Genomic DNA, 25143 nt, shown 5'->3' on the forward strand with positions numbered 1-25143 from the left:
TACCCCCGCGGGAAAAAATTAAAACACCGGTTTGCGACCTCGTAGACTCGCTCTTAATAAACTATTATGCTGGCGACAATTGCCGATAGGCACCGTTGTAATACAGCAAAGGTTCACCGCTACGGCAAATCACCTTTTCCACTTCGCCGATTACAATCCAGTGGGTCCCGGCCTGAATTTGCTGAACCACTTTGCATTCCAGGCAGGCCAAAGCCCTGCTCAGCAACGGCGCGCCATTGTCGCCGTTTTCCCAGTCCACGCTGGCAAAGCGTTCGGCTTGCGTACTGTTGCCGGCAAACTGGTTAGACACATCCTGCTGATCGCTCGTGAGTATATTGACCGCAAAATGCCGGCTCTCCAGCAAGGCGCCGCCCGTATCGGTAATTTTGTTCAGACAGACCAGAATTTGGGGCGGATCGACCGATACACTGGCAAATGAAGTCGCCGTCATACCCTTGAGGCCTTGTTTTTCGGACTGCGTGGTAACCACGGTCACGCCGCTGGCCCACAATTTCAGGGCATTTTTAAACTGACTTGCATCGACACTCATAAATTTCTCTTGATTATCCTAAACGCGATGAAGCTTTCAAAAGCTTCTTCAAATCATAATGGTAAATAAAGCCCGGCAGCGCAAATACCACGAATAGACACAGGGTGGCCACATAAAACTCCCACTGCTGCTCATGTAGCTCGCCGGTCATTTTGTGTTCCAGGGCCAGGGATAATCCCCCCGTCAAGCCATAGCATACCAGCCATTCCAGCCACCGACACCAGGCATTCTTGTTCAACTTGAGCACCAGCAGGAAGCGTTCGCTCAGCCAGGGCAAATTGGCGGCCACAAAAGCCACCAGCAACAACACCCAGAAAACACTGCTCTGGGTCATCAGTTTTTAGGCCGCATATGCGGGAACAGTAACACATCCCGGATGCTCGGCGCGTTGGTAAACAACATCACCAGGCGATCGATACCGATACCTTCGCCCGCTGTCGGCGGCATGCCGTGCTCCAGCGCGGTGATGTAATCGGCGTCGTAATGCATGGCTTCGTTGTCGCCGGCCTCTTTTTCCTCGACCTGTTTTCTGAAGCGTTCCGCCTGGTCCTCGGCGTCGTTCAACTCGGTAAAGCCGTTGGCGATTTCGCGGCCGCCGACGAAGAATTCGAAACGGTCGGTGACGTGCGGATCGTTATCATTGCGGCGCGCCAGCGGCGACACTTCCACCGGATAAGCGGTAATGAAGGTCGGATTCATCAAGCGGTGCTCGACGGTTTTCTCGAAAATCTCGATCTGCACCTTACCCAGGCCGTAACTGTCCTTGACCGGGATTTTCAGATTTTCGGCGACTTTGACTGCCGCTTCGCGTGTAGTCAAATCAGCTACCGTCAAATCGGGATTGAAGTGCAAAATCGATTCCAGCACCGTCATTCGGGCGAACGGTTTGCCGAAATCGTAGCTTTCGCCCTGATATTCGATGGTAGTGTTGCCGACGATATCCTCGGCGATGCCGCGCAACATGGCTTCGGTCAGATCCATCAAGTCGCCATACTCGGCATAGGCCTGATAGAACTCCAGCATCGTGAATTCAGGGTTATGCCGAGTCGACAAACCTTCGTTACGGAAGTTGCGATTGATTTCAAACACGCGCTCGAAACCACCGACCACCAAGCGTTTCAAATACAGTTCCGGCGCGATGCGCAGATACAGCTCCATATCCAGCGCGTTGTGATAAGTCGTAAATGGCCGCGCAGTGGCGCCACCGGGGATGACTTGCATCATCGGCGTTTCCACTTCCAGGAAATCGCGTTGCACCAAAAACTCGCGAATATAATTGACGATTTTCGAGCGCATCACAAAAGTTTTGCGCGCGTCGCTGCTCATGATCAAATCCAGATAACGCTGGCGGTATTTGATCTCCTGATCGGCGATGCCGTGGAACTTCTCCGGCAATGGTCGCAAGGCCTTGGTCAGCAAACGAATGTCGTCGACCTTGACGCTGAGCTCGCCCACCTTGGTTTTGAACAACACGCCTTCCGCGCCGATGATGTCGCCGATGTCCCACTTCTTGAACTGGTCGTTGTAAACGCCTTCCGGCAAATTGTCGCGGGCGACATAAACCTGAATTTGCCCGGACATATCCTGCAAATGGCAAAAACTGGCCTTGCCCATGATACGGCGGGTCATCATCCGGCCGGCGATCTTGACCCGTATCGGATCGGCCAGCAGTTCCTCTTCCGTTTTTTCACCGTACTCGGCCAACAATTGGCCGGCTACCACGTTGCGGCGAAAGTCGGTCGGAAAGGCGATACCTTCCTCGCGCAAACCGTTGAGTTTTTCGCGGCGTTGTTTGATCTGTTCTTGTTCGTCGTGTTCGAGTTCTGACATGTTTATGGCAAATTTAAAGGATTTCTATAGGTTGAAGCACTCGCAAGAGCTACTTCAGAAAGGGATTAACGATAGTCAAACGACCTTCAATCACTTGTTCGTGCTGCATGTCTTCACTATAAAGCAAGGAACAACCTGCCGACAAAGCCGCAGCAAGAATTAAACTGTCGTAATAAGAAAACCGATAGCGTTCCAGCAACTTCCAGGCTAAACGGACTGTAGCAATATCACTGTATTCCACGGTGACAAATCGCAAGATTTTATCCAGGGCTTGAGCAACATCCTGCACATGCCATTGCCGTTTTCGATTTAGGACATTGCTGCACTCGTTGAGAACTTGCAACGAGATACACGGCCTTGTGAACAATAAGTTCCAGGCAACATCCCTTTTCTGCTGATCAGCATCCAGAGCATAAAGCACAATGTTACTATCGATAAAAGCGCGTTCAGCGGCGGGCATTCGCTTCCTCGCGATCCGCAATCGGCTTACCGTTCCAGTCGATGCGAATCTTGTCTAAATATTCATAGGCTTCGCGCTGTTCGGGCGTTAACGCCTGCAAGCGCTCATCAACCGGACTTTCAGCCCGCTGAGTTTTTTTCATTATAAAATCAATGAAATCAATAACCTCCCTAGCCTTATCGTCGGGCAAATGCAGGGACTTTTCATAAATCATTTCAGATAATGTCACGAAAACCTCCACTATAAAAAGCCCATGCTGGACGTCTATCGTCGCTTAGCTTGAGGCTCTTGAAATTGAACGTATATGTTTTGATGACCGTTTTCCATCATTCTTGATTCGGACTTTACATAATCAAGCGACATAATTAGTTTGCCTAGTTTACTAAATCCATAATTTCTCGAATCAAATGAACTATCTACCCGAGGAATGTAAGAACCTACACCACCCAGGTTTGCCCATCCATCTTCCTCTGAAGCCGATTCAATGGCATCTTTTATTAGTTTTTTAAGGCTCTCATCGCTAGTTGGAGCTTCCTTTTTAACTGCTTGTTCTTTTTTACTATCCTTAGTTATTTCGACGATATTGGTATTAGCAGCCAAAGATGATTTTGAATCACTACTTACCAAATCCAACTCTTCCGCTACAGAAATTTCATCTTCCATAATGGTTTCAGTAAAAATAAATTTGTTACAGGCCGCACGAAAAGCTTCGGGTGTATTTCTTCGCCCTATTCCAATAACTTCAAGTCCAGCTTCTCTAATGCGAGTTGCCAACTTGGTAAAATCGCTATCGCTTGAAACCAGAAAAAAACCATTAAACTTGCCCGTATACAGCAAATCCATTGCATCGATTATCAATGCAGAATCTGTGGCATTTTTGCCGGTGGTATAGCTAAATTGCTGGATAGGCTGAATGGCATGCCTGTTTAAAACCGTTTTCCATGGCGCAAGTTGTTGACTAGTCCAATCTCCGTAACAACGTCTTGACGTCGTATCCCCGTATCGCGCAGCCTCCGTTAAAACTGCATCTATCGCTTTAGCTTGCGCATTATCAGCATCAATTAACAAGGCAAAACGTTTGGTTTCAGAGGGATACATATATTTTCCTTAATTTTAAATCAGCAAAAGCTTACAACCCACTCTTCAAACTCGCCTCGATAAACTGATCCAGCGCCCCGTCCAGCACCGCCTGGGTATTGCCGGTTTCGACGTTAGTACGCAAATCCTTGATGCGCGACTGATCCAATACATAGGAACGAATCTGGCTGCCCCAGCCGATGTCCGATTTGGAGTCTTCCAAGGCCTGCTGGGTTTCGCTGCGTTTCAGCATTTCCATTTCATAAAGCTTGGCCTTGAGCTGCTTCATCGCCGTGTCTTTATTTTTGTGCTGCGAACGGTCGCTTTGGCATTGCGTGACGATGCCGCTGGGAGCATGGGTAATGCGCACCGCCGATTCGGTTCTATTGACGTGCTGACCACCGGCGCCGCTGGCGCGATAAACGTCGATCCGCAAATCGGCCGGATTGATGTCGATTTCGATATCGTCGTCGATCTCCGGCGAAACGAAGACCGAGGCAAACGAGGTGTGGCGACGGTTGCCGGAATCGAACGGCGATTTTCTGACCAAGCGATGCACGCCGGTTTCGGTGCGCAGCCAGCCGAAGGCGTATGGCCCTTCGAATTTGATGGTCGCGCTCTTGATGCCGGCCACGTCGCCGGGCGATTCCTCGATCAATTCGGTCTTGAAGCCTTTGGCCTCGCCCCAGCGCAAATACATACGCTCTATCATCGAAGCCCAATCCTGCGCTTCGGTGCCACCGGAACCGGCCTGAATATCCAAAAAGGCATTGTTGGCATCCATTTCGCCGGAAAACATGCGCTGAAACTCCAGAGTGGCCACTTGTTTTTCGTAACCTTCCAGATCGGCGGCCACGGTATCGACGGTTTCCTCGTCGTTTTCCTCGACCGCCATCAGCAACAATTCCTCGGCGTCGTTGAGGCCTTGTTCGAGTTCGTTGATCGTCAAGACGATGCCTTCCAGCATCGCCCGTTCCTTACCCATGGCTTGCGCCTGTTCCGGCTTGTTCCAGATGGCAGGATCTTCCAGTTCGCGCAGCACTTCGACCAAACGCTCGCTCTTGGCCGCGAAATCCAGATAGGTTTTCAGACTGGCGCTACGCTCGCGCAAATCGGCTATTTTGTATTTAATCGGATTGATTTCTTGCATGAACCCTCAAAACTCAAGCAAAAACGCCGGCCTTAGCACCGGCGACTTGAAAAAAACTTGCAATTATAAACGATTAAGCCGCCGACTTGCTCGAGCGGTTTTTCAAAGACCAAGCGATGCAGCCCATGCCTGCCAATACAAACGGAATGCTCAGCAATTGCCCCGTAGTCAACGCGACGCCGGTATCGTACATCGCCTGCTCGGTTTTGAAATATTCCAGAAAAAAACGCACACTAAACAACATGCTGATGAAACAACCAAAGGCGAAACCGGGTTTATCGCCGTGTTTCTTGTAGATCAGGAGCGAAATGCCATAAATCAGCAAATAGCAAAAGGCCTCGTATAGTTGTACCGGATGACGGGGCAAGGCGTCGATGCGGGCAAAAACGACGCCCCAAGGCTTTTCGGTCGGCAACCCGAGAATCTCGGAATTGAAAAAATTACCGATGCGTATCAAGGCGCCCGCCAAGGCTGTGGGAATGCTCACGCGATCCAACAACCAGAAATAACCGTCGCCAAATTTTCGACTGTACAAAAACAGCGCCAGTATGATGCCCAAAGTGGCGCCGTGACTGGCCAAGCCGCCTTCCCAGATCGCCAGGATTTTAGCCGGATGCGACAGGTAATAAGCCGGATCGTACAGCAAGGTATGCCCCAGCCGAGCACCAACTATGGTGGCAATCACCATGTACCAGAGCAAGGTATCGAGTTCCTCGACATTTTTGCCCTCGCGTTGATACATCCACTGCAGGGTCAAAAAACTGCCAACAAAACCCAACGCGAACATCAAGCCGTACCAACGGATTTTCACAAAGCCAAAGTCGAACAGGATAGGGTCGATATTCCAGATGAAATGTTCCATGATTTTCAGGATTACTTGAGAGAGTAGCCAAGCCAAGGCCCGACATTGTAACCTTCGCCCGGATTTTTAGCTTCTATCTTAGATTTTTCAGCGCTTTCAGGCTTTCTCCGACACCTGAATCCTGCCATCCACCACCCGCACCGGAAACGTGGCCACATCCTCATAGGCCGGGGCGCATTTGACTTCGCCGGTTTTTACGCAAAATCGAGCGCCATGGCGCGGACAAACGATTTCGTCACCCTCCAACTCGCCGCTGGCAATCTCGGCGCCGTCATGCGTGCAGACATCTTCAATGGCATAAAGCTGACCCTCCAGCTTGAAAATGGCCACGTCATATCCCTCGACATCAACCACCACATGCTCACCGTCCGCCAAGGCGGATTCAGGCATTACATCTATCCAATCGCTCATGCTTACCTCATCGTTGCAAAAACCAGAATCTTTCGTCTTTGACGCCCAAACATGACCCGCGTCAAAAAATTGTCTTTTGTTTCTTATAAATCAATAAATTATGCATCATTTGCAGTGTTGCCTATCGCAGCAAACCAACCTATAGTCCAAATTCGTTTAACCACCGGACCATCATCATGAGAAGCTTACCCAAAGACATCGTGACAGGACTGGCGTTTATAGCCGGTGTAATCGGTTTTATCAACGGTGAATTCATCATTTCATCGGCGCTCTTCGCCGTCACGACCTATACCAGCAACATTCACATCAACCGAAAAAAACATCAGCATTGAATACCATGGGGCTGGGAATCGCTAGCTTTACCCGCCCCGTTCGCAAAGCCAATTTCGACAGCGCCGGTATGTTTGGCGGAAGGCTCACCGCATAGGATGCTGTCACGGAATTCATACAGCCGTATTGAGGGAATCCGCTGACCGACATACCGGCGCCCAATTTGGATCAGGGGACTGTATATTCCATACAGTCTCGATTGGGTCAGCCCCTTGCATCGCAATGCATTAGAATGGTGCCTTGCAATCATCACTTTAATCAATCCGATGGCCGACTCGAAAACCTATCTCAACGTTCCTTATGCGCAGAAAGACGCGGCAAAAGCCCTGGGCGCGCGCTGGGATGCCGCCGCCAAAAAATGGTACGTGCCGGCCGGCAAGGACATCGCGCCTTTTGCGCAATGGCAGATGGACACTATGGCCTTGGCTGAAATATCCGCCGCCGCAAATCCAGGTCAAGCTTCACCCTCCAGGCACTCGATAGTCACCAATGGGAGTGGCGTATTTACCTACCCCGGTATCGCCAACTTTACCGCCTACACGGGCAATGAAGCGCCCTGGGATTAAATCCCTGGTTTATACCAGCATCTTAACCATTGCCAGCTTCCCCTCGATTACATGACTTTGGAAGGCCTTTACAGCCTGATCGATCTGTCAGACTCCCGCACGCTGGCTTATATAATCGGCAGCATTGGCATTTCACTGGAATGGCGCGCCTATTACCTATCCTCAGGAAGGGCTTTCCGTCGTTGGTCGGCGGCCGGTGCCGTGCTATGGGGCTTGCAATACCTGTTTCTGGATGCCTGGACGGCAGGCTTGAGCATGGGCTTTACCGCCTTGCGCACCTTGCTGTCGGGGCGCTTGACCACGGGCTTGCCCAAACACCTGGCGGCGGCAGGCTTTGTACTGCTGTTTGCAGGCTTGACCCTTGTTTCCTGGCAAGGAAACATTTCTTTGCTGCCCGCCTTTGCGGTGATCAACACTACCTTGGCGTTGTTTTATCTGAACAACCGTAACATGCGCATCGCGATGCTGGCATCCAGTATCTCCTGGATTATCAACGATTGTTACTGGCAAGCCTGGCCGGCCCTGCTGGCGGAAACCGTTGCCATGGGCATCAACCTGAAAACGATACATTCATTCTTTGTCACGAAAACCGGCGATTGAAGCAATCGGTCAATCCGGCTGCAACAGGATTTTTCTGACGCCACGACGCGATGCCTGCTCGAATGCCAACAAGCCATCCTGTAGCGCATGACATCCATCTATCAGCTCTTCGACAGCCACGGTTTTTTGCCGCAAAACGGCCAGGGCATCCGCAAAAGAACCGCAGCGCGAGCCCAGTACATGGATTTCCGCCACCACTATTTTGCTTAAATCGATGGTCTCTTGGGCGGAAAATGTGCTCTTCAAGATCAAGGTTCCCAGCGGCCGCAGAATGCGGAGCGCTTGCGCAAAACCCGACGGCGTACCGGTCGCATCCACCACGCAGTCATGCCCGTTATCCGGAACCTCAGCCACCAAGGCTGTGGCGAGTTGCCATTGCCGCGGTAAAACCAAAGCAGCCTCGGAGCGTCCCAACACCGTGACCTGGTATCCGGCCAGCGACAAGACTTTGGCAATCAACAAGCCAAGCCGTCCGGGGCCCAGCACCGCCACGGCCCCGAACGGCCGGGATCGCAGTTGTTCGACCACTCGCAGCGCGGCGGCCAAGGGCTCGGTAAATACGGCCTCCCGATCCGAGACATCGTCTGGAATGACATGGAGATTATCGACCGGCAAGGAAAAATAGTCGGCAAACACACCGTTTTTACCCCGAATTCCCAGCACCGTTCGTCGCAAGCAATGTTCCGGCCCCTGATTCATGCACGTCTCGCAGTGATTGCAACCGATGTTGATGCTACCCACCACGCGCCGTCCCAGCCAATGCCGATGCTTGTCTTCGTTTACCGCCGCAACCACGCCGACAAACTCATGCCCCGGCACGCCGCTGAAACCCACATAGCCGTTAAGCAGCTGCAGATCGGTCGCGCAAATTCCGGCCAAATTCAGCCGAATCAAGGCTTCGCCCGCACCCAATAACGGTTCGGGGACATCTGTCCGATAAGTCAACCCTCCTTCCAACAGCAAAGCTCTCATAACCCTTCACGCCTTGTCGACGCCGGCTTTATCCAGGCCGACAGCATCCGGCATATCTTTCTTTTTACTGACGGACTCGGAGAAGCCAAAACCTTGATCGATACGCGCCATTTCTTGCAGAATTTTTTCAAACAACTCGCCCTGGGATTCGGCGGAAAAAACGACATGCCGCATCAAATTTTCGGCATGCACCTGGCGTTTCTTGTAATGACCATACAAGGCAAACATCAAGGCAGCCCAGCCGGTTACCGATGTCTGCACGATTGCGCTGAAACCGACCTCCAGACTATCCAGCCTGAAGGCAATCGCCGGCCAAATCAGTAGCGAAATCCCCGCCACCAGGGCCAGCCAAAAAAACACCTTGTTCAAGATCGCGTAACTTCGGGCTTTGATGAACAAGTCGTACAGCATCAGATAACGTAGCCGTAGCGCCTCGATGTCGCTATGCGCCCAATGCTTCGCTGCAAAATCCACCAATAAACGGGCACTGGTCTTGTTGGGTGTAAAAATCGTGTTCATGATTTCTCCAGAACGAATCCAAACCAAAAACCTCGGCATTAACAGCTCAATCCAGCGAAATTTTATGCCGCGCCCCACTCAAACGGGGGTAACATAATCGAATTTACTCTTTCGCCTGTCCGCCATGTTGTCACATATTCTGCCCAAAGCCGAAATTTCGATCCGGGAAAACTTAAACTGGCTGTATATCCTGAGAAACTTGATGCTGTTTTTGGTGGTCATGGCGGTATTCTTTGCCGTACATGGCCTCGGCATCGACTTGCCGATGAATCAATTGTGGCTGGCGATTTTCGCGATTTCGATATTGAACCTGTACACTTGGCTGCGCCTGCGCACACCCGAGCCGGTCACCGAACACGAGATTTTTTCGCAGATCTGCATGGATGTGCTGGCGCTTTCATATTTGCTGTATCTGACCGGCGGTGCTTCCAATCCCATCATCTGGGTGTTTTTATTGCCGCTGATCGTCACCGCGATCATGTTGCCGCAGTCCTATGCCTGGAACATGGTCATCATCACTTCTTGCATCTATACGGTTCTGATCGCCTACAACGTGCCGCTACCCGCCCTGGCACCGCATGCCGAACATCACAACATGTCAAACTTGACGCCGGAAATGAGCCTGCGTATGCAACTGCTGGAAGACCGACGCTATTTCAATTTGCATGTTTTCGGCATGTGGTTCGGTTTTGTGTTTAGCTCCGGTTTGGTGGCATTCTTCGTCGTGGCGCTGGCAAAGACCCTGAAAGACCGCGAGCGCAGCCTGGCGGAAGCCCGCGAAAGCGCCCTGCGCGACGAGCGCGTGGTATCGCTGGGCACGCTAGCGGCAAGCGCGGCTCACGACATGGGCACGCCGTTGGGTACCATAGCCATTCTGGCGCACGAACTGGCCGAGGACTTCCCGGACCACCGCTTTCCCGAGCTAAACCAAAAGCTCATGATATTGCAGCAGCAGGTAGACCGCTGCAAGCAAGCTCTCTCCGTGATGTCTGCCTCGGCCGGTGAAATGCGCGCCGAATCCGGTAAAGTCATGCTGGTCAGCGATTATATCGACGAAGTCCTGAATCAATGGCGCACGCATAAAGCCGCCACCAAGCTCAATCTGTTCATTTCCCCCCACGTGAACTTGCAGGCGCAAATCATCGCCGAGCGCACGCTGACTCATTCCTTGATCAACATCCTGAATAACGCGGCCGAAGCCACTCAAGACGATTTAGGCATAGAATTCCATGTCGATTGGAATTCGGCCTCGCTATCGCTGAAAATCCGGGACTTCGGTCCAGGTTTACCGTCGGAACTGGTCGATTTCGCCGGTCAGAAACCGGTCAAGAGCAATAAACAGGGCATGGGTGTGGGTCTGTTTTTGACGTATAGCACCATCAAACGCTTGAAGGGTACAATAAGCTTCAGCAATCTTGAATCAGGCGGCGCCTGCGTCGAAATCAGTTTACCATTATTGACCAAGGAGAGTGAGCATGACGGCTTCCACGGATAAACCCAATCTATTGCTGGTCGACGATGACGTCACGTTCTGCTCGGTCCTGAAGCCGGCGCTGGAAAAACGCAATTTTCAGGTAACGGTGGCCAACGACGTTAACACAGCCATGCAGTTAGCGGAGCAAACCGAACCCGAGTACGCCATCATCGATTTACGCATCGGTTACGATTCCGGCCTGGAAATGGTGAAAAAACTGATTTCGCTGGACAGCAACACCCAAATCGTCATGTTGACCGGTTTCGCCAGCATTGCCACCGCCGTCGAAGCGATCAAGCTGGGTGCGATTCATTATCTGACCAAACCCGCCAGCCCGGATGAAATCGTCAGGGCGCTCTACAAAAACGAAGGCGATGCCACAGTGGCGATCAGCGACAACCCGCTTTCGGTGAAACGGCTGGAATGGGAACATCTGCAAAAGGTGCTGATGCAGCACGACGGCAATATTTCCGCCGCGGCAAGGGCGCTTAACATGCATAGGCGAACGCTGCAAAGAAAACTGGAAAAACGTCCGGTCCGCGAATAACTCCCGCCCCCGCCTCATGACAAACCCTAAAATGCTCGACGTTTCGGCTCTGTTGGCTTATTGCGGCTTGATCTTTTGGCTGTCCGCCCAAGAGAGGCTGCCGATGCCGGCGGTGTTCGACTTTCAAGACAAATTTCTGCACTATGCGGCCTATTTTGTGATGGGCGTATTGGCCGTCAGAGCCTTGCGTCATTTCGTGCGGTCGCGAGAACGAATCACGCTGATCGCCGCCTTGTTTTGCAGCCTGTACGGCCTGTCCGACGAATGGCACCAGAGTTTCGTACCGGGTAGGGACGCCAGTTTCAGTGACTGGCTGGCCGATAGCATCGGCGCGGTGATGGCCGTATGGGTAATGAGCCGATTTCTGGTTAGCACCCAGAAAAACGACTAAGCAGCATCTACTTTTTTTTGGTCTTTTGGGGCGTCGATTTACTGCTGACCTGTTTTTTGCCCGCCTGTTTCTTGGTCGTGATTTTTGCCGGCTTTTTCTTGGCTTCCGCTTTTTTGGCTGTCGTTTTCTTGTTGGGATTGGACTTTTGCTTGACTGGTTTAGCGCTCGTCTGCTTGGCTGATTTAGTGCTCGCCCGTGGGCTCGTAACGGCGGCCGGCTCTACTGTCGGTTTCTCATTTTCCCGTTCCTCGGCAAGATCTTCCGCATCGGGCGGCATATCGGGCATCGCAACGGCTGCGGCCGGCGGGGCTGCTTCGTCATCATGAACGGCCTGTTCGCAATCCGGCAACACTTCGCCACCGGGCGTGCAAATCACCCGATAGGTGATACGCCTGTCATTGTTGACGACAGGGGCTTGGCTTTCAGCGGCCATTTCCGAATCTTCGGCAATATGACCCAAAATTTCAACCGCACGGGTTTGAGCCTGCCAAAGCAGCAGCGCGCCTAGCATGGTGATTTTAGATACACCGCGCATAGTCATCGATTAAGACCTTTGCTTTGCACCCGTTTGGCTTCGCCCCACAAGCCATCCAATTCCGCCAGCTCACAATCCCGCAAGGTTCGCCCCGATGCTTCGACTTGTTTCTCGATGTAATTGAAACGACGCGTGAATTTTTTGGTCGCTTCGCGCAGGGCGATTTCCGGATTGACTTTCAGATGTCTGGACAGATTCACCACAACCAGCAATAAATCGCCGACTTCCTCCTGAATATGGGCTTGATCGCCCGATTGCCAAGCTTCGTGGACCTCATGCAGTTCTTCCCTGACCTTATCGAACACCGGCTCGGTATCTGGCCAATCGAAGCCGTGGCTTGCGGCCCTGTTTTGGATTTTTTCGCATTCCACCAAGGCCGGCAAGCTTTTGGCGACACCCGCCAAAACGCTTTCGGTCTTTTGCTCGGCCTCTTTTTGCCGCCTTTCTTGCGACTTGGCCTCTTCCCAGGCCTGTTGCCGCTGTTCGTCGGATGCGAAAGTCACGCCGGCAAACACATGCGGGTGACGACGGATCAATTTCTCGCCGATCGCGGCGGCCACTTGCTCGAAATCGAACAAACCGCGTTCTTCGGCGATGCGGGAGTGAAACACCACTTGCAACAATAAATCGCCCAACTCGGAACGCAAATCTTGAAAATCGTTGCGCTCTATGGCATCGGCCACTTCGTAGGCTTCTTCGATGGTATAGGGAATCAGGCTGTTAAAATCCTGTTTCCGATCCCAGGCGCAACCCGTTTCCGGATCGCGCAAACGGGCCATCAGACTCAACAAGGCTTGGGTTTTTTCCAGACTCAAAATGACGATCCAAACACTTCCAGATAACGTTCCTTGAATTCGGCCATCGTGAACACATGATTCTGCGTGCCGTTATGTTCGATTTTGATCGCACCCAACAAGGACGCTATCCGCCCCGTGACCTTCCAATCGTAATCGTTCATCAGCCCATACATCAAACCGGCACGATAGGCATCGCCGCAACCGGTGGGGTCGAGCACTTGCTTGGGCGTCACGGCTGGAATATCGATACAGGTACCCTGGGTATAGATTTTCGAACCCTTGCCGCCCAAGGTGATGATCAAGGCATCGACTTTTTCGGCAATTTGCTCCAGCGTCAAACCGGTACGTTGCTGCACCAGTTCCGATTCATAGTCGTTGAAAGTTGCGTAATTGGCCAGCTCGAGGAAATGCAGCAATTCCTCGCCATTGAACATAGGCATGCCTTGGCCCGGATCGAATATGAACGGTATGCCTTGCTCGGCGAATTGTTCCGCGTGCTGCAGCATGCCCTGTTTGCCGTCCGGCGAAACGATGCCAATGGAAATATCCGGCGCCGCCGGCACATCGTTCAAATGGGAAAAATTCATCGCTCCCGGATGAAAGGCGGTAATCTGATTGTCATCCACATCGGTGGTGATATAGGCCTGGCCGGTGTAATGATCATCCAGCACCTTGATATAACGCGCCGAGATGCCGCATTGGCTGAGCCATTGCGCATAGGGTTCAAAGTCATGGCCCACCGTGGCCATGATCAACGGCTCTTCCTTCAACAGTTGCAAGTTATAGGCGATATTGCCCGCGCAACCACCAAACTCGCGCCGGATCGCCGGCACCAAAAACGATACGTTCAGTATTTGTACCTTTTCCGGCAGGATGTGATGCTTGAATTTGTCGTGAAACACCATGATGGTGTCGTAAGCCATTGATCCACAAATTAATGCGCTCATTATTCTCCTTTTTGCGAGATTTATTTCGGGGGCTTAAAATACCGGATGTTGGAAATAGACACAAGATGAAAGATAAAAGGCAAAAATATTAAAACGCCTTTTTGGGCTTCACCACGCTATGCCAATAGCAAAAACCATGTCGCGGCCGCCCACGCCAGCGACAGCATGACCGCCGCTGAGCCAATATCCTTGGCCCGCCCGGACAACTCATGATGCTCCAAACCCACCCGGTCGACAACCGCTTCCACCGCCGAATTCAACAACTCCACCAGCAAAACCAGTACCACGCTGCCGATCAACAAAACTTTTTCGATGCCATCGCTTCCGAGCCAGAGAGCAATGGGCGTGGTCACGATAAATAATGCGACTTCCTGCCGGAACGCTTCTTCGTGCCGCCAAGTCGCCTTGAAGCCGGCCAGCGAGAAAAAGCAGGCGTTGATTAGACGTTTAAAACCCTTCGCGTTTTGGTTGGCCATCGTTTCGTTCGCTATTCTTCTATCATGCTCTGGTAAGCCGAAGCACTCATCAATTGATCCAATTCGGCCGGATTGTTCACCTTGATGCGAAACAGCCACGTCGCATAGGCATCTTCATTGACTTTTTCCGGCTCGTCCTGCACCGCGTCATTGACGGCAACCACCGTGCCAGTCACTGGACTGAATAAATCGGAAGCCGTCTTGACGGATTCAACCACGGCGATCTGTTCTTTTGCGGACACCGATCTGCCGACGTCCGGCAAACCTATGAAAACGATGTCGCCCAATTCGGATTGCGCAAAGTCGGTGATGCCGACTCGTACGAGATCGCCCGCTTCCAGCACCGCCCATTCGTGGGTCGCCGCATATTTCAGATTCTCTGGTAAGTTTTTCATTTCCATTTCCTGTTTTAAGCTTGAATAGCAAGCAATAAAGCATAACCGGCATTTATTTTTACACAACAAAAAAATACGCCGACCGGCAAGCCAAACCCTATAATGCCTGCCTGCACTGCTTACAAATCCTGCCAGAATGACGCTATCGATACGCTTTGCCTGCCTGACTTTCTGCTTACTCAGCGCGCCTTTATCTCTAGCCAATGACGACGATCAGGCCTTGCCGAAACATGATCATGCAGCACAAACGCCCCAGTCGCCATCAGTCGATGACGATGCCGGCTTGCAACAATACGCGGACATCAAAACCCAGCCCTTGGTTTCCAGCACGATTCAGCCCGAGTTTGTCGCCTACGGCGTCGTGCTTGGCCTGGAGCCTTTATTGGCATTACGTCAACAATATTTGGCCGCGCAATCGCTGCAGGACAGCGCCGCGGCCAAATACCAGGAAGCCGATGCGAATTTGAGTCGCACGCGCAGTTTGCATCAAAGTGACATAGTGTCGACTCGCCGCCTGCAAGAACAACAAGCACAATGGCAAACCGACAAAGCCAATCTGGCGACCAGCAGCTATCAACAACAAACCATCTTGGCCGCAGGCCGCCTGCAATGGGGCGATACCTTGGCGACATGGTTCACGCAACATCACGACAAACAGGCGGAACGGTTTTTGAACCACCGCGCGCAGTTGCTACAAATCACGTTACCCGCCAACACATCCCTGCCACCAGGCTTAAAAAGCCTCACGGTAGGCACGCAGGGCCGCCGTGACCTGGCAATTCGCGCGACCTTGATTTCCCAGGCGCCCCAAGTCGATCCCATCACCCAAGGCGAACGCTATTTCTTCGAATACGAAGGACATAATTTGCCCTTCGGCACACATCTCAACGCCTGGATTCCCAGCGGCAGCCCAGGCAAAACCGGCGTGCTCATTCCGGAAAGCGCGGTAGTCTGGCATTTGGGACAAGCCCATGTCTTCATCAAAACCGCAGAAGGCCAATTTAGCCGCCGCACCTTGACGGAACTGGTTCCGGACAAAAACGGATACTTCGCCGCGGCAGGTTTCGAGCCAGGCGAAGAAATCGTGATAACCGGCGCGCAAACCCTGCTATCCGATCAGCTGAAAAACCTGATTCCCAACGAAGACAAGGATTAACGCCCAGTTCGAACGCCTGCTCCATACGCAGACATCGAGCTTGATCTGCGGCAGGTCATTAACGTCTAACTTGTAAAACTTCGACGTCATTCCAGACACTTTCGACGAAATCTTTCTGGATTTCCGGCATACCCTCGCGCAGCCATTGCACCAAAACCTTGGCGACATTAGGGTAAGTCACCCGCACGGCGTGAGGATCATGCAACCAGTCTTCGATGACCGCGCTATCCAAATCGAACATCGCGTGGCCATAACCCAATTGCTCCAAGGCGGCGGCATTGGAAATCTGTTCCATCTGCGCATGCAGGGGCTTAGCCAGGATTTTTTTGCCAAGCTGCAAGGATTCGCTGGCCAGTTCGAAACCGGCGTTGCTGATGATTCCGCTGCAATCGTATAAATCGCGTTGAAACCCTTCCCGCGATAAGGGCTTGAACTCGATATGCGAGTATTTCGAAGTCACGACTTCGGGCGAATAAACATGGAACTGAAAATTCTCGAACGGACACAAATATCGCGTGACATCATGAGGATCTTCAAATGGCAGGTAGACCACGATTTTGTCGGCTTGTACCCGCTCTGGAAAGGCTGGCGTCTCTATGATCGGCGGCAAGATCGGTTGACCGAAATGATGCCAATGCAAACCCACGCCAATATCGGCCGGAGCAAAATGTTTCATGACCTGGTCCGCCAACGGGTCCGAGCCTTTACGTGGAATGTCATGTTTAAACGCATATTGATGACCGATGCCGAGCACCTTTTTTTTCTGTCTTTTGCCGGCCCAGGCGGTTACCGGTTCAAAATCGCTGATCACCAAGTCATAAGGCCCAAGGTCCAAGGAGGCAATGTCTTTGACAAACTGGATCGGCTTAGCCTGTAACGCCGTTTTCAAATAGGAAACCTGGCCTTTGCGGGTATTGAAGGTCAGGCCCTCTTTAGTGCGGTAGCCATTGAAGACTTCCATGTCGAAATATTTATCCGCGGGCCGGCCGCTGAACTGAAAATCCACCTCGAAGCCGGCCGCGTAGAGTTCGCGCGCCATCACCCGTGCCCTGGTAATGTGACCGTTACCAGTACCTTGTACGCCGTAAAATATTTTCATCATAAAATGTAGTTGAGAGCGAAGAATGCGATGCCAACACCCAACACCATGCCTATCAGGGTGTCGGTCGGAAAATGCACGCCTAACACGACACGCGAAAAGCCGACCAAGACCGCCCAAAAATAGAGGCCTATCGCCACAGAAGGGAAGAAATAGCTGACGAGTGTCGCCATCATGCAGGCGGCCGAGGTATGGCCGGAAGGAAAACTAAATTGATCGGAAGGCGTAATGACGCTGCGAAAATCCTGGATGGCCTGTTGTGGCCGATTACGCTTGAAACCGTTTTTCAACACGAAATAGACAGGCCTTTCCAGTGCAAAGGCTAGCAACAGGCTTTGCAGCAATGGCGAGCTCGGTCCTTGATGCCAATACAATCCAAGCGCCAACGCCACATATAAAAAGCCGTCGGCGCTCCATGAAATCAATCGGCAAACACGGATCAAATTGGCATGTATGCCACTGCTGTTCAAACCGATGAACATACGGACATCGAATTGGTGGATCGAATACATTAATCTCATCACGCTACCCTCGTCTTGCCGCACCCTTGCGGCGCTTTTTCATCATTCTCTTTTTCGCCTTCAGCTTACAGGCGCTTTATGACAATGATGTGAAGGTATGTTTAAGATTGCATGACAAGCCCGTTGAACCGGCTGCGCTTGTTCCTGCAGGCAAGCCTGGAGAACGAAGTTTTTATAAGAAAATGCAAAAAAGGGATGGCAAACGATCGCGTTTTATCGGCCAAGCCATGAGCCGACTTTCTATAAGATTGTGATAAACATCATTTTTTTGAGTTTGGGACCTGAAAATTCTGCCCGTCAATTCACAACAATTTTTTTATGAACAAGGACAATGCGAAGGGTCCAATTCGATCGGGAGCCTGCCATGTTAGATTCACAAACCAGACAACGCATCAGTTTTTTCGAACAATTACATCAACAGTTTCTGTACCTAAAAGGTTATGGTACCTACGCCTACATCAGCGCCAACGAGGTTGATCAACTTTACGACTCATACTTGAGACATCAACAGGCATTTGCCTCATCCCTCTCGCCGCAGCACCTCGAAATAAACTTTATCCAGTCTTTCATCAAGTCTTTGTAGTCGCGGGCTTGCTGGCATGAAACCTTGCCAGCAAGCCTGTCCGGCAATGGATTCCCCCGTTTCGACTTCCGCAACTCAACCCTCAGTATTTTTCCGCACGCCCGCCGCCTGCAAACCGGAGAGTCGCTATTTTTGCCGAAAGATTTTTTCGGGCATCCTGCTAGAAAAAATCGGCAAAAATCACGCGACCGCTTATGCCTTCGGCGCCCCGATTCGTCCGCGTCACCTCGTTCCGACCCAGCAAGGGGTCGGAACTTTGGTTCTCGCATGACTTGCGTGCTATGCCCTGAGGCATCGGTGATTTGGTTCAGGTTGCCGTTGGAGTCGTATTGATATTGGGTGGTCTGGTTGTAGGAAGACCAGCGAATAGGGCAAATGAACCTTTGGCAATGAGTCGCCGCCTATTGGCGACTATTGATATGGGGCCGCGGGCGATATTCTTCATTTCATAATTTCGTCAAACGCGGTATTCTCCCGGCAAATTGGGCGAGTGGCATATATCCTGAATTGGATTTGGCGTAATCTATGGTGTTTTTGATGGGTTTCGGCTAGCGCCACTACCCATCCTACTAGCTGAGCAATTCGAGCCAATTTAATCGGTCCTTATCATCAAGGTATATCGCGTTCCGCGCATTCCTCCGCGACGTCACATGATATAACCCGCCCGCTAATTCTAATCTGAGTGGTCTAGCCATGGCTCTTAGGACAGACCATATTTGCTTGATTGCAAGACCTGACCCCCTATTTTGTATTTTGTGACCCCCTATTTTGCGCAGGCTGGTTAGATGTAGCGACCCGATAACATAAAATGACCCTTCCTGGGCCTTATCGGCCAAAGCCCCAATCGTCTGTCGAACCACATCACCCGATAATTTAACGACCGCACCATAGTCGTAATTAGACCTATCTATCGCAGCCTGACTCTCATAATATCGATAGATATCCTTTGGCGTAACAACCAAGCCCCAGGACTGGCAGGAGAACAGCAGTATAAAGAATATTGAAATCAGGTTTGCGATCCTAATCATCAATTCCACATGAATCAGCTTCAATAGCTTTAGCGTCTTTCCTGCATATCTCAATAAGCTCATCTAAATCTACCCCTTTAGATGAAACCTTGTGACCTAATTTATCAGTACCAACTACCTCGTAGACATTTGCTGAAACCTCGTCCAGTTCAAATTCCCACTCTGGTAAATCAGGATATGTCTTTTTCATTTGGTGACCTCCCTCAAGAAACCTTGCTCTAAGAGTTCACCAAGTTGTTGGCTGGCTCTGAATTGTGTTCCCAAACCTATCTGGTTAAACGCCGGTGCTACTTGACCAGATTCAACACCAATGGGCTTTAAAACTTCAAAAGTTCTTAGCGGCTGTTGTGCAGTACCAGGAGGAAGGGCCCTCATTGCTGCCGGAGTACCTATAGGAGAGAAGAAACGAGATACGTCACTCCCACCAAATCGGTCTATGGTTTGTCCCGGCTGTAACGTCGTTTTGGTTGTAGAACCTAAGAAGCCGTTATTAGGTGGAAAGAATGTTGTTAGTTCTTTAGATGTCCCCTTTGTAACCGGACAAGATTTACCAATGCCACCAGCCGGTACATCATCGACCGCCATCATCGATAAATCGATCATTGGTAAAAAGGCACCCAATAACCTCAATCCTCTCAGAATAAGCAAAGGGCTTCGTCCGTCAGGATCGATCAGGTTGACTGGGTTGTTGTAAACGTAGGTATAAGTATTAACGCCCCCATGTAACCCAAGCTATGCCATTATTTCAATCGCTATCAGCCTCAATGTGAGTAAGCTTGCCCTCTTTAAAGAAAAACGAAATTTGTGCAGCCACTATTTCTTCTTTCCCTTTCTCAAAACTGGAATCCTTTGCTACCGAGTTAATCAAATCTCGCACTTTACTTTCTGATGCGCCAATACTTGTTGAATTTACAACTTTTGCTAACAAATTGCGTTGCTCAGCGATTTGGTTTGCATACTGCTTTTGGTAATCAAGAGTCACAGATTGATCAATGATTTTAAAAGCCAGCCAAAGAATAATCCCAATTAGAAGAACGCATATAACCCAAGGAATACGAGTAATTACTTGCATGATGAGCCCTCCTGGCAGGCTGTAGCAGCGGCTTTACCGAAGGTTTTACAATTGTTGTTTAACAAATCGTACTTAGGATGCTGACGTTTAAACTGCTCAGCAAAATTAATTGTGCCTTTGTAATCAGAGTTTGGGTAGTACGTTCCGGTTACATGGACATCATGCCCAAAATTATGAGATAGAAAATCGTAAAGATGATTGAGTGAATCTTCTGTAGGTGAACCGTCTGCTCCAAAGGAAATGTTCGGGATTTTCCCGCCACGAACAATTCCATTGTCGTCACCATAACGGCCAAATTCGTAATATTTAGTATCACCGGAATTTGGATCAACAGAAACAACCGCACCATGGCCCAAAGGTAACTTTCCAATCGGCGTAGTTACAGGGTAGTAATCGTAGTTGATATAGATGGAATCCAAGCCAAGTGGATCAATCGCATTAACTGGATTATTCCCCACATAGGTGTAGGTATTAATGCCCCCACTCAACCCAATCGGATCACTCTGCCGATAGCGGCCAATAGCCGGATCGTAATAGCGCTGCATATTGTAATGCAAGCCGGTCTCGGCATCGAAGTATTGGCCCGGAAAGCGGATGTTGTTGGTGACGGATTGCGTCGTGATGCTGGCTTTGCCGAAGGGGTCGTAGTCGGCTTGCCAGACGATGTTATGCCCGCTGTCGGTAAGGATTGTGGGCGTACCCAGATGGTCGGCGTGGGCAAAATATATCGATACATCAGCTGCTGCGTTCATGTCGGCACCCGGCCCGGGTTGCCGGCCAAACAGGCTCTTCATGATACTGAGATCACTTGGATCAACAATGCCGTTACCGTTAATATCCAGGTTAGGATCTTGGGTACCCAAACGGGATTTAAGCAAATTAATATCAATCGGATCGACGATGCCGTTGTTATTAAAGTCCGCATCGCATCGATTGCCAAAGCCATCGCCGTCGGTATCGCGCTGGTCGGGGTTGGCGATTGTCCGGCAGTTGTCATGCTTGTCGATCACGCCATCGCCGTCCTGATCAGGCGCAGGTGTTGCCAAGGCAATGAGGCGGTTGTTGAGATAGAGGTATTCTTTTTGCGGACTGCCATTGACGCCGGTTTCGGCTATCAGTTGCCCAACTTGATTGTAGTGGTAGTGCGTCGTCGCGCTTGGCGTGATCTTTTTTACCCGTTCACCGAAGGCGTTGTAGGTGTATTCAGCCACATTGCCGCCGCCGCTGTTGCTGACGGCGCTCAGCCGGTTACGCTCGTTGTAGTGATATTGGTAATGACCGTCTGTCGTAACGTTGCCATTGGCGTCGTAACTGTAGTTGCGTTGCGGCGTAGACAGTAGTTGGCCGTTCGCCAGGTTATAGACATAGTTGTCCGTTTGGGTGTTGCGGGTGATAGCCGTGCGGTTGCCGATAGCGTCCAGCGTATAGTCGGTTTGCGTTGCGCCAAGCGCCTGCGATAGACGACTTAAAGCGTCGTAGACGTAGGTTTTGTCGTTGGCGGCGTTATTGACGTCGCTTATGCCGGTGATGTTGTCGGTCAGATCATAACTATAGCCGTGGACCAGGGTTTGCCCTTGCGTCCTTTCCAGCGGCAGGTAGTCCAAGTTGATCTGTTGGCTTTGCGTTAAGCCGTTACTCAAGCTAAGTCGGGTTTGCTGTCCGAACGGTGCGTATTGGATGTTATCGGCCAGGGTTTGCGTACCGTTGACGCCGTTTGTGCTTAGCGATGTAGCACGGCCATTGGCATCGTAGGCGATGTCGAGTTGCCGGCCCGTGGGATATTGGGTATGGACGAGCACATCGTCGGCGTTATAGGCGTAGGCGGTGATATAGGCTCTGCCGTCGAGTTGTATTTGCTGACTGCTTAGGTTGCCGCGACGATCGTAGGCGTATTGGGTTTCGCTACTGCCATCGGTGATGGAGGACAGGCGTCCGATACTGTTGTGTGCAGCGACTGCGCTGTCGTAGAGATAGAGGGTATCCAATGCATTGTCGGCGTAATCCTGTAAAGTCAGGCGATTCAGAGCGTCATGCTGATAGGCTGCGGGTTGTCCGCGCGCATCAATCTTCTGCACCATATTGCCGGCGCTGTCATAAGCGTATTGAGTCACACCGGTGTTGGGGCTGTCCAGTTGCGTGAGGTCGCCGAGGCCGTTGTAGCTGTAGATTGTGCCGTGGTTGTTGGCGTCGGTGACTTGTACCAGCCTGTCCAGGGTGTCGTAGTCGTAGTCGGTTTGGCCGTTGATCGCGTCGGTGCTGCGAATCAAACGATCCAATGTATCGTATTGGCGTTGCGTGCTATGCCCTTCGGCATCGGTGATTTGGGTCAGGTTACCGTTGGCATCGTAGGCGTACTGGATGGTTTGATTGTAGGCGCCGATGTCCTGGTAGAGACGATTTAAGGTATCGTATGCGCGGCTATGGGTTTTGACGATGTGGCCTTGGGCGTCTTTGATGTCGTCTTGAATGCGATTACCCATGGCATCCAGTGTGTAGTGGATTTTACCGCCTAAGGCGTCCTGGATGTCGGTCAGGCGGTGGGCGGCGTCATAGGTAAAGTTGTAAAATGCGCCACTGGGCCGAGTAATTTTGATCAGGTTACCGACATTGTCGTAGTCGTATATGGTGGTGTGGCCGTCGACGGTTTTGTGGGTCAAACGGCTACGGGCGTCGTAGGTAAAATTGATCACCAAGCCGTTGGGGTCGGCCAGCCTCAATAGGCGGCCGTTGGCGTCGTAAGCGGTGAAGGTGGTAACGTGGCCCAGGGCGTTGGTGACGGTTTGCAAGTCGCCTGGCTTATGGTCGGCGGTCGTATCAGCGTAATAGGTGTAGCTGGTGACGTCGTTGACATCAGTGCGCGGGCCGTCTTCGGTGAGGACTTGACCAAGGCTGTTGTAAGTATAATTCCAGCTGCGGCTTTGCTGAGTAGCCGTGTCGATAATGGTTTTATTCAGCAGATTGCCATTCGCATCATAACCGAAGGTCGTGCGGCGACCGGTTTCGTCGATTTGAGTAGGTAACCGGTAATCGGTATGCCATTGGGTGGCGGTTTTGCGTTCACTGCCGCCGGTAGAAGGGGCATAGGCCGCCAAGTCAGACGGGCAGGTTGAACCGGGTGCCAGGCCTTCGACCCGCACAGTTTCCAGGTTGCGGTTCAGGTCGTAAGCATAGCAGCTTAAATTGCCGTTGAAGTCGGTACGGCTGGCGACGTTGCCATTAGCGTCGTAGCTGATGCTGCTAGCCGAGGCGGCGCAGCCGGAACCGGCGGGTTGACTTTGGCCAACATTATGCTTGAAGCCTAAAATCGTCTGATGCAGGAATGTGCGCGGTTGTCCCAACGCATCGGTAATTGTCGTGCTGCCATCTGCGTTATAGGCCAGTTGATGCAAATCGCTGCCGCCGGCATGTTCAGTCGCGATACCTCGCCCCTGTGCATCGTAACGATAGGTCGCATATCGGCTACCGTTTTCATCCAATATACCGGTCAATGCATAAGGCAGGTTGGTATTAGATGTATGAACTTGCTCGTTATAGAGGTACTGCCGGCCGGGATTGCCGGGTACTGCATCCGGCGGCGTGACTTGCACCAGTCGCCCAGTCGAATCGTAACTGTAGGTATACCCGTTGCCGTTCGGGTCGGTGACGCTCGTCAATCGGTTTTTGCTGTCGTAACTAAAACTCAAACTCCTTTGCGTGGTCCGATCGGTTACGCTACTTAATCTACCGCCTGCGTCGTAACTGAGATCCTGGCTCATTCCGCCCAGATCGACCAAAGTGATCAAGCGGCCATCGGTATCGTAATATTCAAAACTGTTGTCTTCACTTTTAAACAGACTCCAACCGGTAATGTTACCGCCCGCGTTGACGATAGCGGTAAACCGATCGTTGATATCGCCTTCCGCCACCCAAATACTGCCCGATTTGCTAAATCGGTAGGCTTGGCCACTCGGCCTGATAATATACGCTGCGGTCTTGGCGCTATTGAAATAAAGTTCGCGTTCATAATTATGACGCCACGATTTACCTAGCGCACGCACATCGCTATACGCACTGTTGTAATAACGGATAAATTGCAGCGGAAAATGGCCGCTGCCTTGATAATCCAGTTCTTGCTGAAATTTGTTACCTGTTGCATCGTTTACCGGATTGGTACCGTTACAGATCTCCGGCTCTCCAGCATTTTTTTGTTCTGTCGGCGGCGCCGGCTGGTAATAAACCACCATGCTGTCCGAGGCAGAGCAACCGTTGACACTGCCGGAAACCGATAAGGTGTTGGCACCTTTTTGCAACGTGACTGAAGCAGCACCTGAACCTAGAAAATTGATCAATGTGGTAAAAGTACCGCTCTGACTGAAAAACGGCACCCCGTTGAGATAGGCGGTCACTTGGCCTTGGTCGCCCGAATTGGCGGTACCGGAACCGGTACCCGATACACCGACTTGCGCTGTGCTGACTGTGCTCCCGCGTACTGGGGAGGTGAATTGCAGCGAGCAGGCTTGAACGCGATGATTCATACTTAAGCCTAGCAACAAGATCATGACGATTGGATACAAACGCAGCCCTTCAATGGGCAATATGTTCAGTTTTCGAACAGCGACATTATGGATAAGTCGTTGATTAAGGCATAATTTCGTAAACAGGTTCATATACTCTCTCTGAACATATTGAATTTAAATTATTAGAGAATTCTTGTCGTAATTGACAGGCTTGCGAGGTATGTTATCGATAAATAACGCAACCACTACTAACTAACTTAATGAGTGGATAAACTAACACAAGGTCATTTATTCCGGTA

At 51.3% G+C, this 25143-nt stretch carries 29 protein-coding genes; 7 read left to right on the forward strand and 22 right to left on the reverse strand.

The window, feature by feature from the left end; translation table 11 throughout:
- Positions 1–64: 64 nt before the first annotated feature.
- The 9 genes from NM686_RS15435 to NM686_RS15475 form a co-directional block, all read right to left on the reverse strand.
- Positions 65–550, reverse strand: a complete 486-nt coding sequence (locus NM686_RS15435; RefSeq protein ID WP_255188747.1) for a flavin reductase family protein — start codon at positions 548–550, stop codon at positions 65–67.
- Positions 551–563: 13 nt separating this feature from the next.
- A complete protein-coding gene (locus NM686_RS15440) occupies positions 564–884 on the reverse strand; it encodes a DUF2818 family protein (protein ID WP_255188748.1) in 321 nt (106 codons plus the stop codon).
- Positions 884–2380 (reverse strand): lysine--tRNA ligase, encoded by a 1497-nt coding sequence (gene lysS / locus NM686_RS15445; protein ID WP_255188749.1) that lies wholly within the window; start codon positions 2378–2380, stop codon positions 884–886. Before lysS ends, NM686_RS15440 begins: the two co-directional genes overlap by 1 nt.
- A 49-nt stretch (positions 2381–2429) precedes the next feature.
- Positions 2430–2840 carry a PIN domain-containing protein gene (locus NM686_RS15450; RefSeq protein WP_255188750.1) on the reverse strand — a complete coding sequence of 137 codons (411 nt, stop codon included), beginning with the start codon at positions 2838–2840 and terminating at the stop codon, positions 2430–2432.
- A complete protein-coding gene (locus NM686_RS15455) occupies positions 2827–3069 on the reverse strand; it encodes a hypothetical protein (RefSeq protein ID WP_255188751.1) in 243 nt (80 codons plus the stop codon). The genes NM686_RS15450 and NM686_RS15455 overlap by 14 nt, the downstream gene beginning before the upstream one ends.
- Positions 3070–3104: 35 nt before the next feature.
- Positions 3105–3938 carry an NYN domain-containing protein gene (locus NM686_RS15460; protein ID WP_255188752.1) on the reverse strand — a complete coding sequence of 278 codons (834 nt, stop codon included), beginning with the start codon at positions 3936–3938 and terminating at the stop codon, positions 3105–3107.
- Between the two features lie 31 nt (positions 3939–3969).
- Positions 3970–5067: a peptide chain release factor 2 gene (gene prfB, locus NM686_RS15465; protein WP_255188753.1), complete on the reverse strand. Its 1098-nt coding sequence runs from the start codon at positions 5065–5067 to the stop codon at positions 3970–3972.
- 73 nt (positions 5068–5140) lie between these two features.
- Positions 5141–5929, reverse strand: a complete 789-nt coding sequence (gene lgt, locus NM686_RS15470) for a prolipoprotein diacylglyceryl transferase (RefSeq protein WP_255188754.1) — start codon at positions 5927–5929, stop codon at positions 5141–5143.
- A 96-nt stretch (positions 5930–6025) separates the two neighbouring features.
- Positions 6026–6340 (reverse strand): non-heme iron oxygenase ferredoxin subunit, encoded by a 315-nt coding sequence (locus tag NM686_RS15475; RefSeq protein ID WP_255188755.1) that lies wholly within the window; start codon positions 6338–6340, stop codon positions 6026–6028.
- A 176-nt stretch (positions 6341–6516) separates the two neighbouring features.
- Between NM686_RS15475 and NM686_RS15480 the strand changes: the two genes are divergently transcribed.
- The 3 genes from NM686_RS15480 (at position 6517) to NM686_RS15490 (ending at position 7836) form a co-directional block, all read left to right on the forward strand.
- Positions 6517–6672 (forward strand): hypothetical protein, encoded by a 156-nt coding sequence (locus NM686_RS15480; RefSeq protein ID WP_255188756.1) that lies wholly within the window; start codon positions 6517–6519, stop codon positions 6670–6672.
- Between the two features lie 264 nt (positions 6673–6936).
- A complete protein-coding gene (locus NM686_RS15485; RefSeq protein WP_255188757.1) occupies positions 6937–7236 on the forward strand; it encodes a DUF5710 domain-containing protein in 300 nt (99 codons plus the stop codon).
- 51 nt (positions 7237–7287) lie between these two features.
- The gene (locus NM686_RS15490; RefSeq protein ID WP_255188758.1) at positions 7288–7836 is read left to right on the forward strand and encodes a YgjV family protein; all 549 of its coding nucleotides are present in this window, start codon (positions 7288–7290) and stop codon (positions 7834–7836) included.
- A 9-nt stretch (positions 7837–7845) separates the two neighbouring features.
- On the opposite strand, the gene NM686_RS15495 is transcribed toward NM686_RS15490, so the two are convergent.
- Together NM686_RS15495 and NM686_RS15500 are read right to left on the reverse strand one after the other, a co-directional pair.
- Positions 7846–8808: an MDR/zinc-dependent alcohol dehydrogenase-like family protein gene (locus NM686_RS15495; RefSeq protein ID WP_255188759.1), complete on the reverse strand. Its 963-nt coding sequence runs from the start codon at positions 8806–8808 to the stop codon at positions 7846–7848.
- A gap of 6 nt (positions 8809–8814) precedes the next feature.
- A complete protein-coding gene (locus tag NM686_RS15500) occupies positions 8815–9327 on the reverse strand; it encodes a hypothetical protein (RefSeq protein WP_255188760.1) in 513 nt (170 codons plus the stop codon).
- A 124-nt stretch (positions 9328–9451) separates the two neighbouring features.
- Here NM686_RS15500 and NM686_RS15505 point away from each other — a divergent pair, with 124 nt between their 5' ends.
- From NM686_RS15505 to NM686_RS15515, 3 genes are read left to right on the forward strand one after another with little or no spacing between them, the layout of a single operon-like run.
- The gene (locus NM686_RS15505) at positions 9452–10822 is read left to right on the forward strand and encodes an ATP-binding protein (RefSeq protein ID WP_255188761.1); all 1371 of its coding nucleotides are present in this window, start codon (positions 9452–9454) and stop codon (positions 10820–10822) included.
- Positions 10803–11348: a response regulator transcription factor gene (locus NM686_RS15510; RefSeq protein WP_255188762.1), complete on the forward strand. Its 546-nt coding sequence runs from the start codon at positions 10803–10805 to the stop codon at positions 11346–11348. Before NM686_RS15505 ends, NM686_RS15510 begins: the two co-directional genes overlap by 20 nt.
- A 16-nt stretch (positions 11349–11364) precedes the next feature.
- The gene (locus tag NM686_RS15515; RefSeq protein WP_255188763.1) at positions 11365–11739 is read left to right on the forward strand and encodes a VanZ family protein; all 375 of its coding nucleotides are present in this window, start codon (positions 11365–11367) and stop codon (positions 11737–11739) included.
- Positions 11740–11746: 7 nt separating this feature from the next.
- On the opposite strand, the gene NM686_RS15520 is transcribed toward NM686_RS15515, so the two are convergent.
- The 5 genes from NM686_RS15520 to gcvH all read right to left on the reverse strand — a co-directional run bounded on the left by NM686_RS15520 (position 11747) and on the right by gcvH (position 14889).
- Positions 11747–12274: a hypothetical protein gene (locus NM686_RS15520; RefSeq protein WP_255188764.1), complete on the reverse strand. Its 528-nt coding sequence runs from the start codon at positions 12272–12274 to the stop codon at positions 11747–11749.
- A gap of 2 nt (positions 12275–12276) precedes the next feature.
- Positions 12277–13089 (reverse strand): nucleoside triphosphate pyrophosphohydrolase, encoded by an 813-nt coding sequence (mazG, locus tag NM686_RS15525; RefSeq protein WP_255188765.1) that lies wholly within the window; start codon positions 13087–13089, stop codon positions 12277–12279.
- The gene (locus tag NM686_RS15530; protein WP_255188766.1) at positions 13086–14018 is read right to left on the reverse strand and encodes a carbohydrate kinase family protein; all 933 of its coding nucleotides are present in this window, start codon (positions 14016–14018) and stop codon (positions 13086–13088) included. Before NM686_RS15530 ends, mazG begins: the two co-directional genes overlap by 4 nt.
- A gap of 116 nt (positions 14019–14134) precedes the next feature.
- Positions 14135–14494, reverse strand: coding sequence for a diacylglycerol kinase (locus tag NM686_RS15535; protein WP_255188767.1), 360 nt, complete (start codon positions 14492–14494; stop codon positions 14135–14137).
- An 11-nt stretch (positions 14495–14505) separates the two neighbouring features.
- The gene (gcvH, locus tag NM686_RS15540; protein ID WP_255188768.1) at positions 14506–14889 is read right to left on the reverse strand and encodes a glycine cleavage system protein GcvH; all 384 of its coding nucleotides are present in this window, start codon (positions 14887–14889) and stop codon (positions 14506–14508) included.
- Between the two features lie 136 nt (positions 14890–15025).
- On the opposite strand from gcvH, the gene NM686_RS15545 reads away from it, so the two are divergent.
- Positions 15026–16045, forward strand: coding sequence for an efflux RND transporter periplasmic adaptor subunit (locus tag NM686_RS15545; protein WP_255188769.1), 1020 nt, complete (start codon positions 15026–15028; stop codon positions 16043–16045).
- Positions 16046–16103: 58 nt separating this feature from the next.
- Here the strand turns inward: NM686_RS15545 and NM686_RS15550 are convergent, their stop codons facing one another.
- From NM686_RS15550 to NM686_RS15575, 6 genes are all read right to left on the reverse strand, one after another.
- Positions 16104–17144, reverse strand: a complete 1041-nt coding sequence (locus NM686_RS15550) for an MJ1255/VC2487 family glycosyltransferase (RefSeq protein WP_269022979.1) — start codon at positions 17142–17144, stop codon at positions 16104–16106.
- On the reverse strand, positions 17144–17665 hold the full coding sequence (locus tag NM686_RS15555) for a phosphatase PAP2 family protein (protein ID WP_255188771.1): 522 nt from the start codon (positions 17663–17665) through the stop codon (positions 17144–17146). Before NM686_RS15555 ends, NM686_RS15550 begins: the two co-directional genes overlap by 1 nt.
- Positions 17666–19268: 1603 nt before the next feature.
- Entirely contained in the window at positions 19269–19466 is a 198-nt protein-coding gene (locus NM686_RS15560) for a hypothetical protein (protein WP_255188774.1), read from the reverse strand.
- Complete coding sequence (locus tag NM686_RS15565) at positions 19463–19897, reverse strand: TNT domain-containing protein (RefSeq protein WP_255188775.1); 435 nt, start codon at positions 19895–19897, stop codon at positions 19463–19465. Before NM686_RS15565 ends, NM686_RS15560 begins: the two co-directional genes overlap by 4 nt.
- 124 nt (positions 19898–20021) lie before the next feature.
- Entirely contained in the window at positions 20022–20348 is a 327-nt protein-coding gene (locus NM686_RS15570; protein WP_255188776.1) for an Imm58 family immunity protein, read from the reverse strand.
- Complete coding sequence (locus tag NM686_RS15575) at positions 20339–24862, reverse strand: RHS repeat-associated core domain-containing protein (RefSeq protein WP_329959148.1); 4524 nt, start codon at positions 24860–24862, stop codon at positions 20339–20341. Before NM686_RS15575 ends, NM686_RS15570 begins: the two co-directional genes overlap by 10 nt.
- Positions 24863–25143: the final 281 nt, after the last annotated feature.

It is taken from the genome of Methylomonas rapida (genome assembly GCF_024360925.2).
Taxonomy (GTDB): domain Bacteria; phylum Pseudomonadota; class Gammaproteobacteria; order Methylococcales; family Methylomonadaceae; genus Methylomonas; species Methylomonas rapida.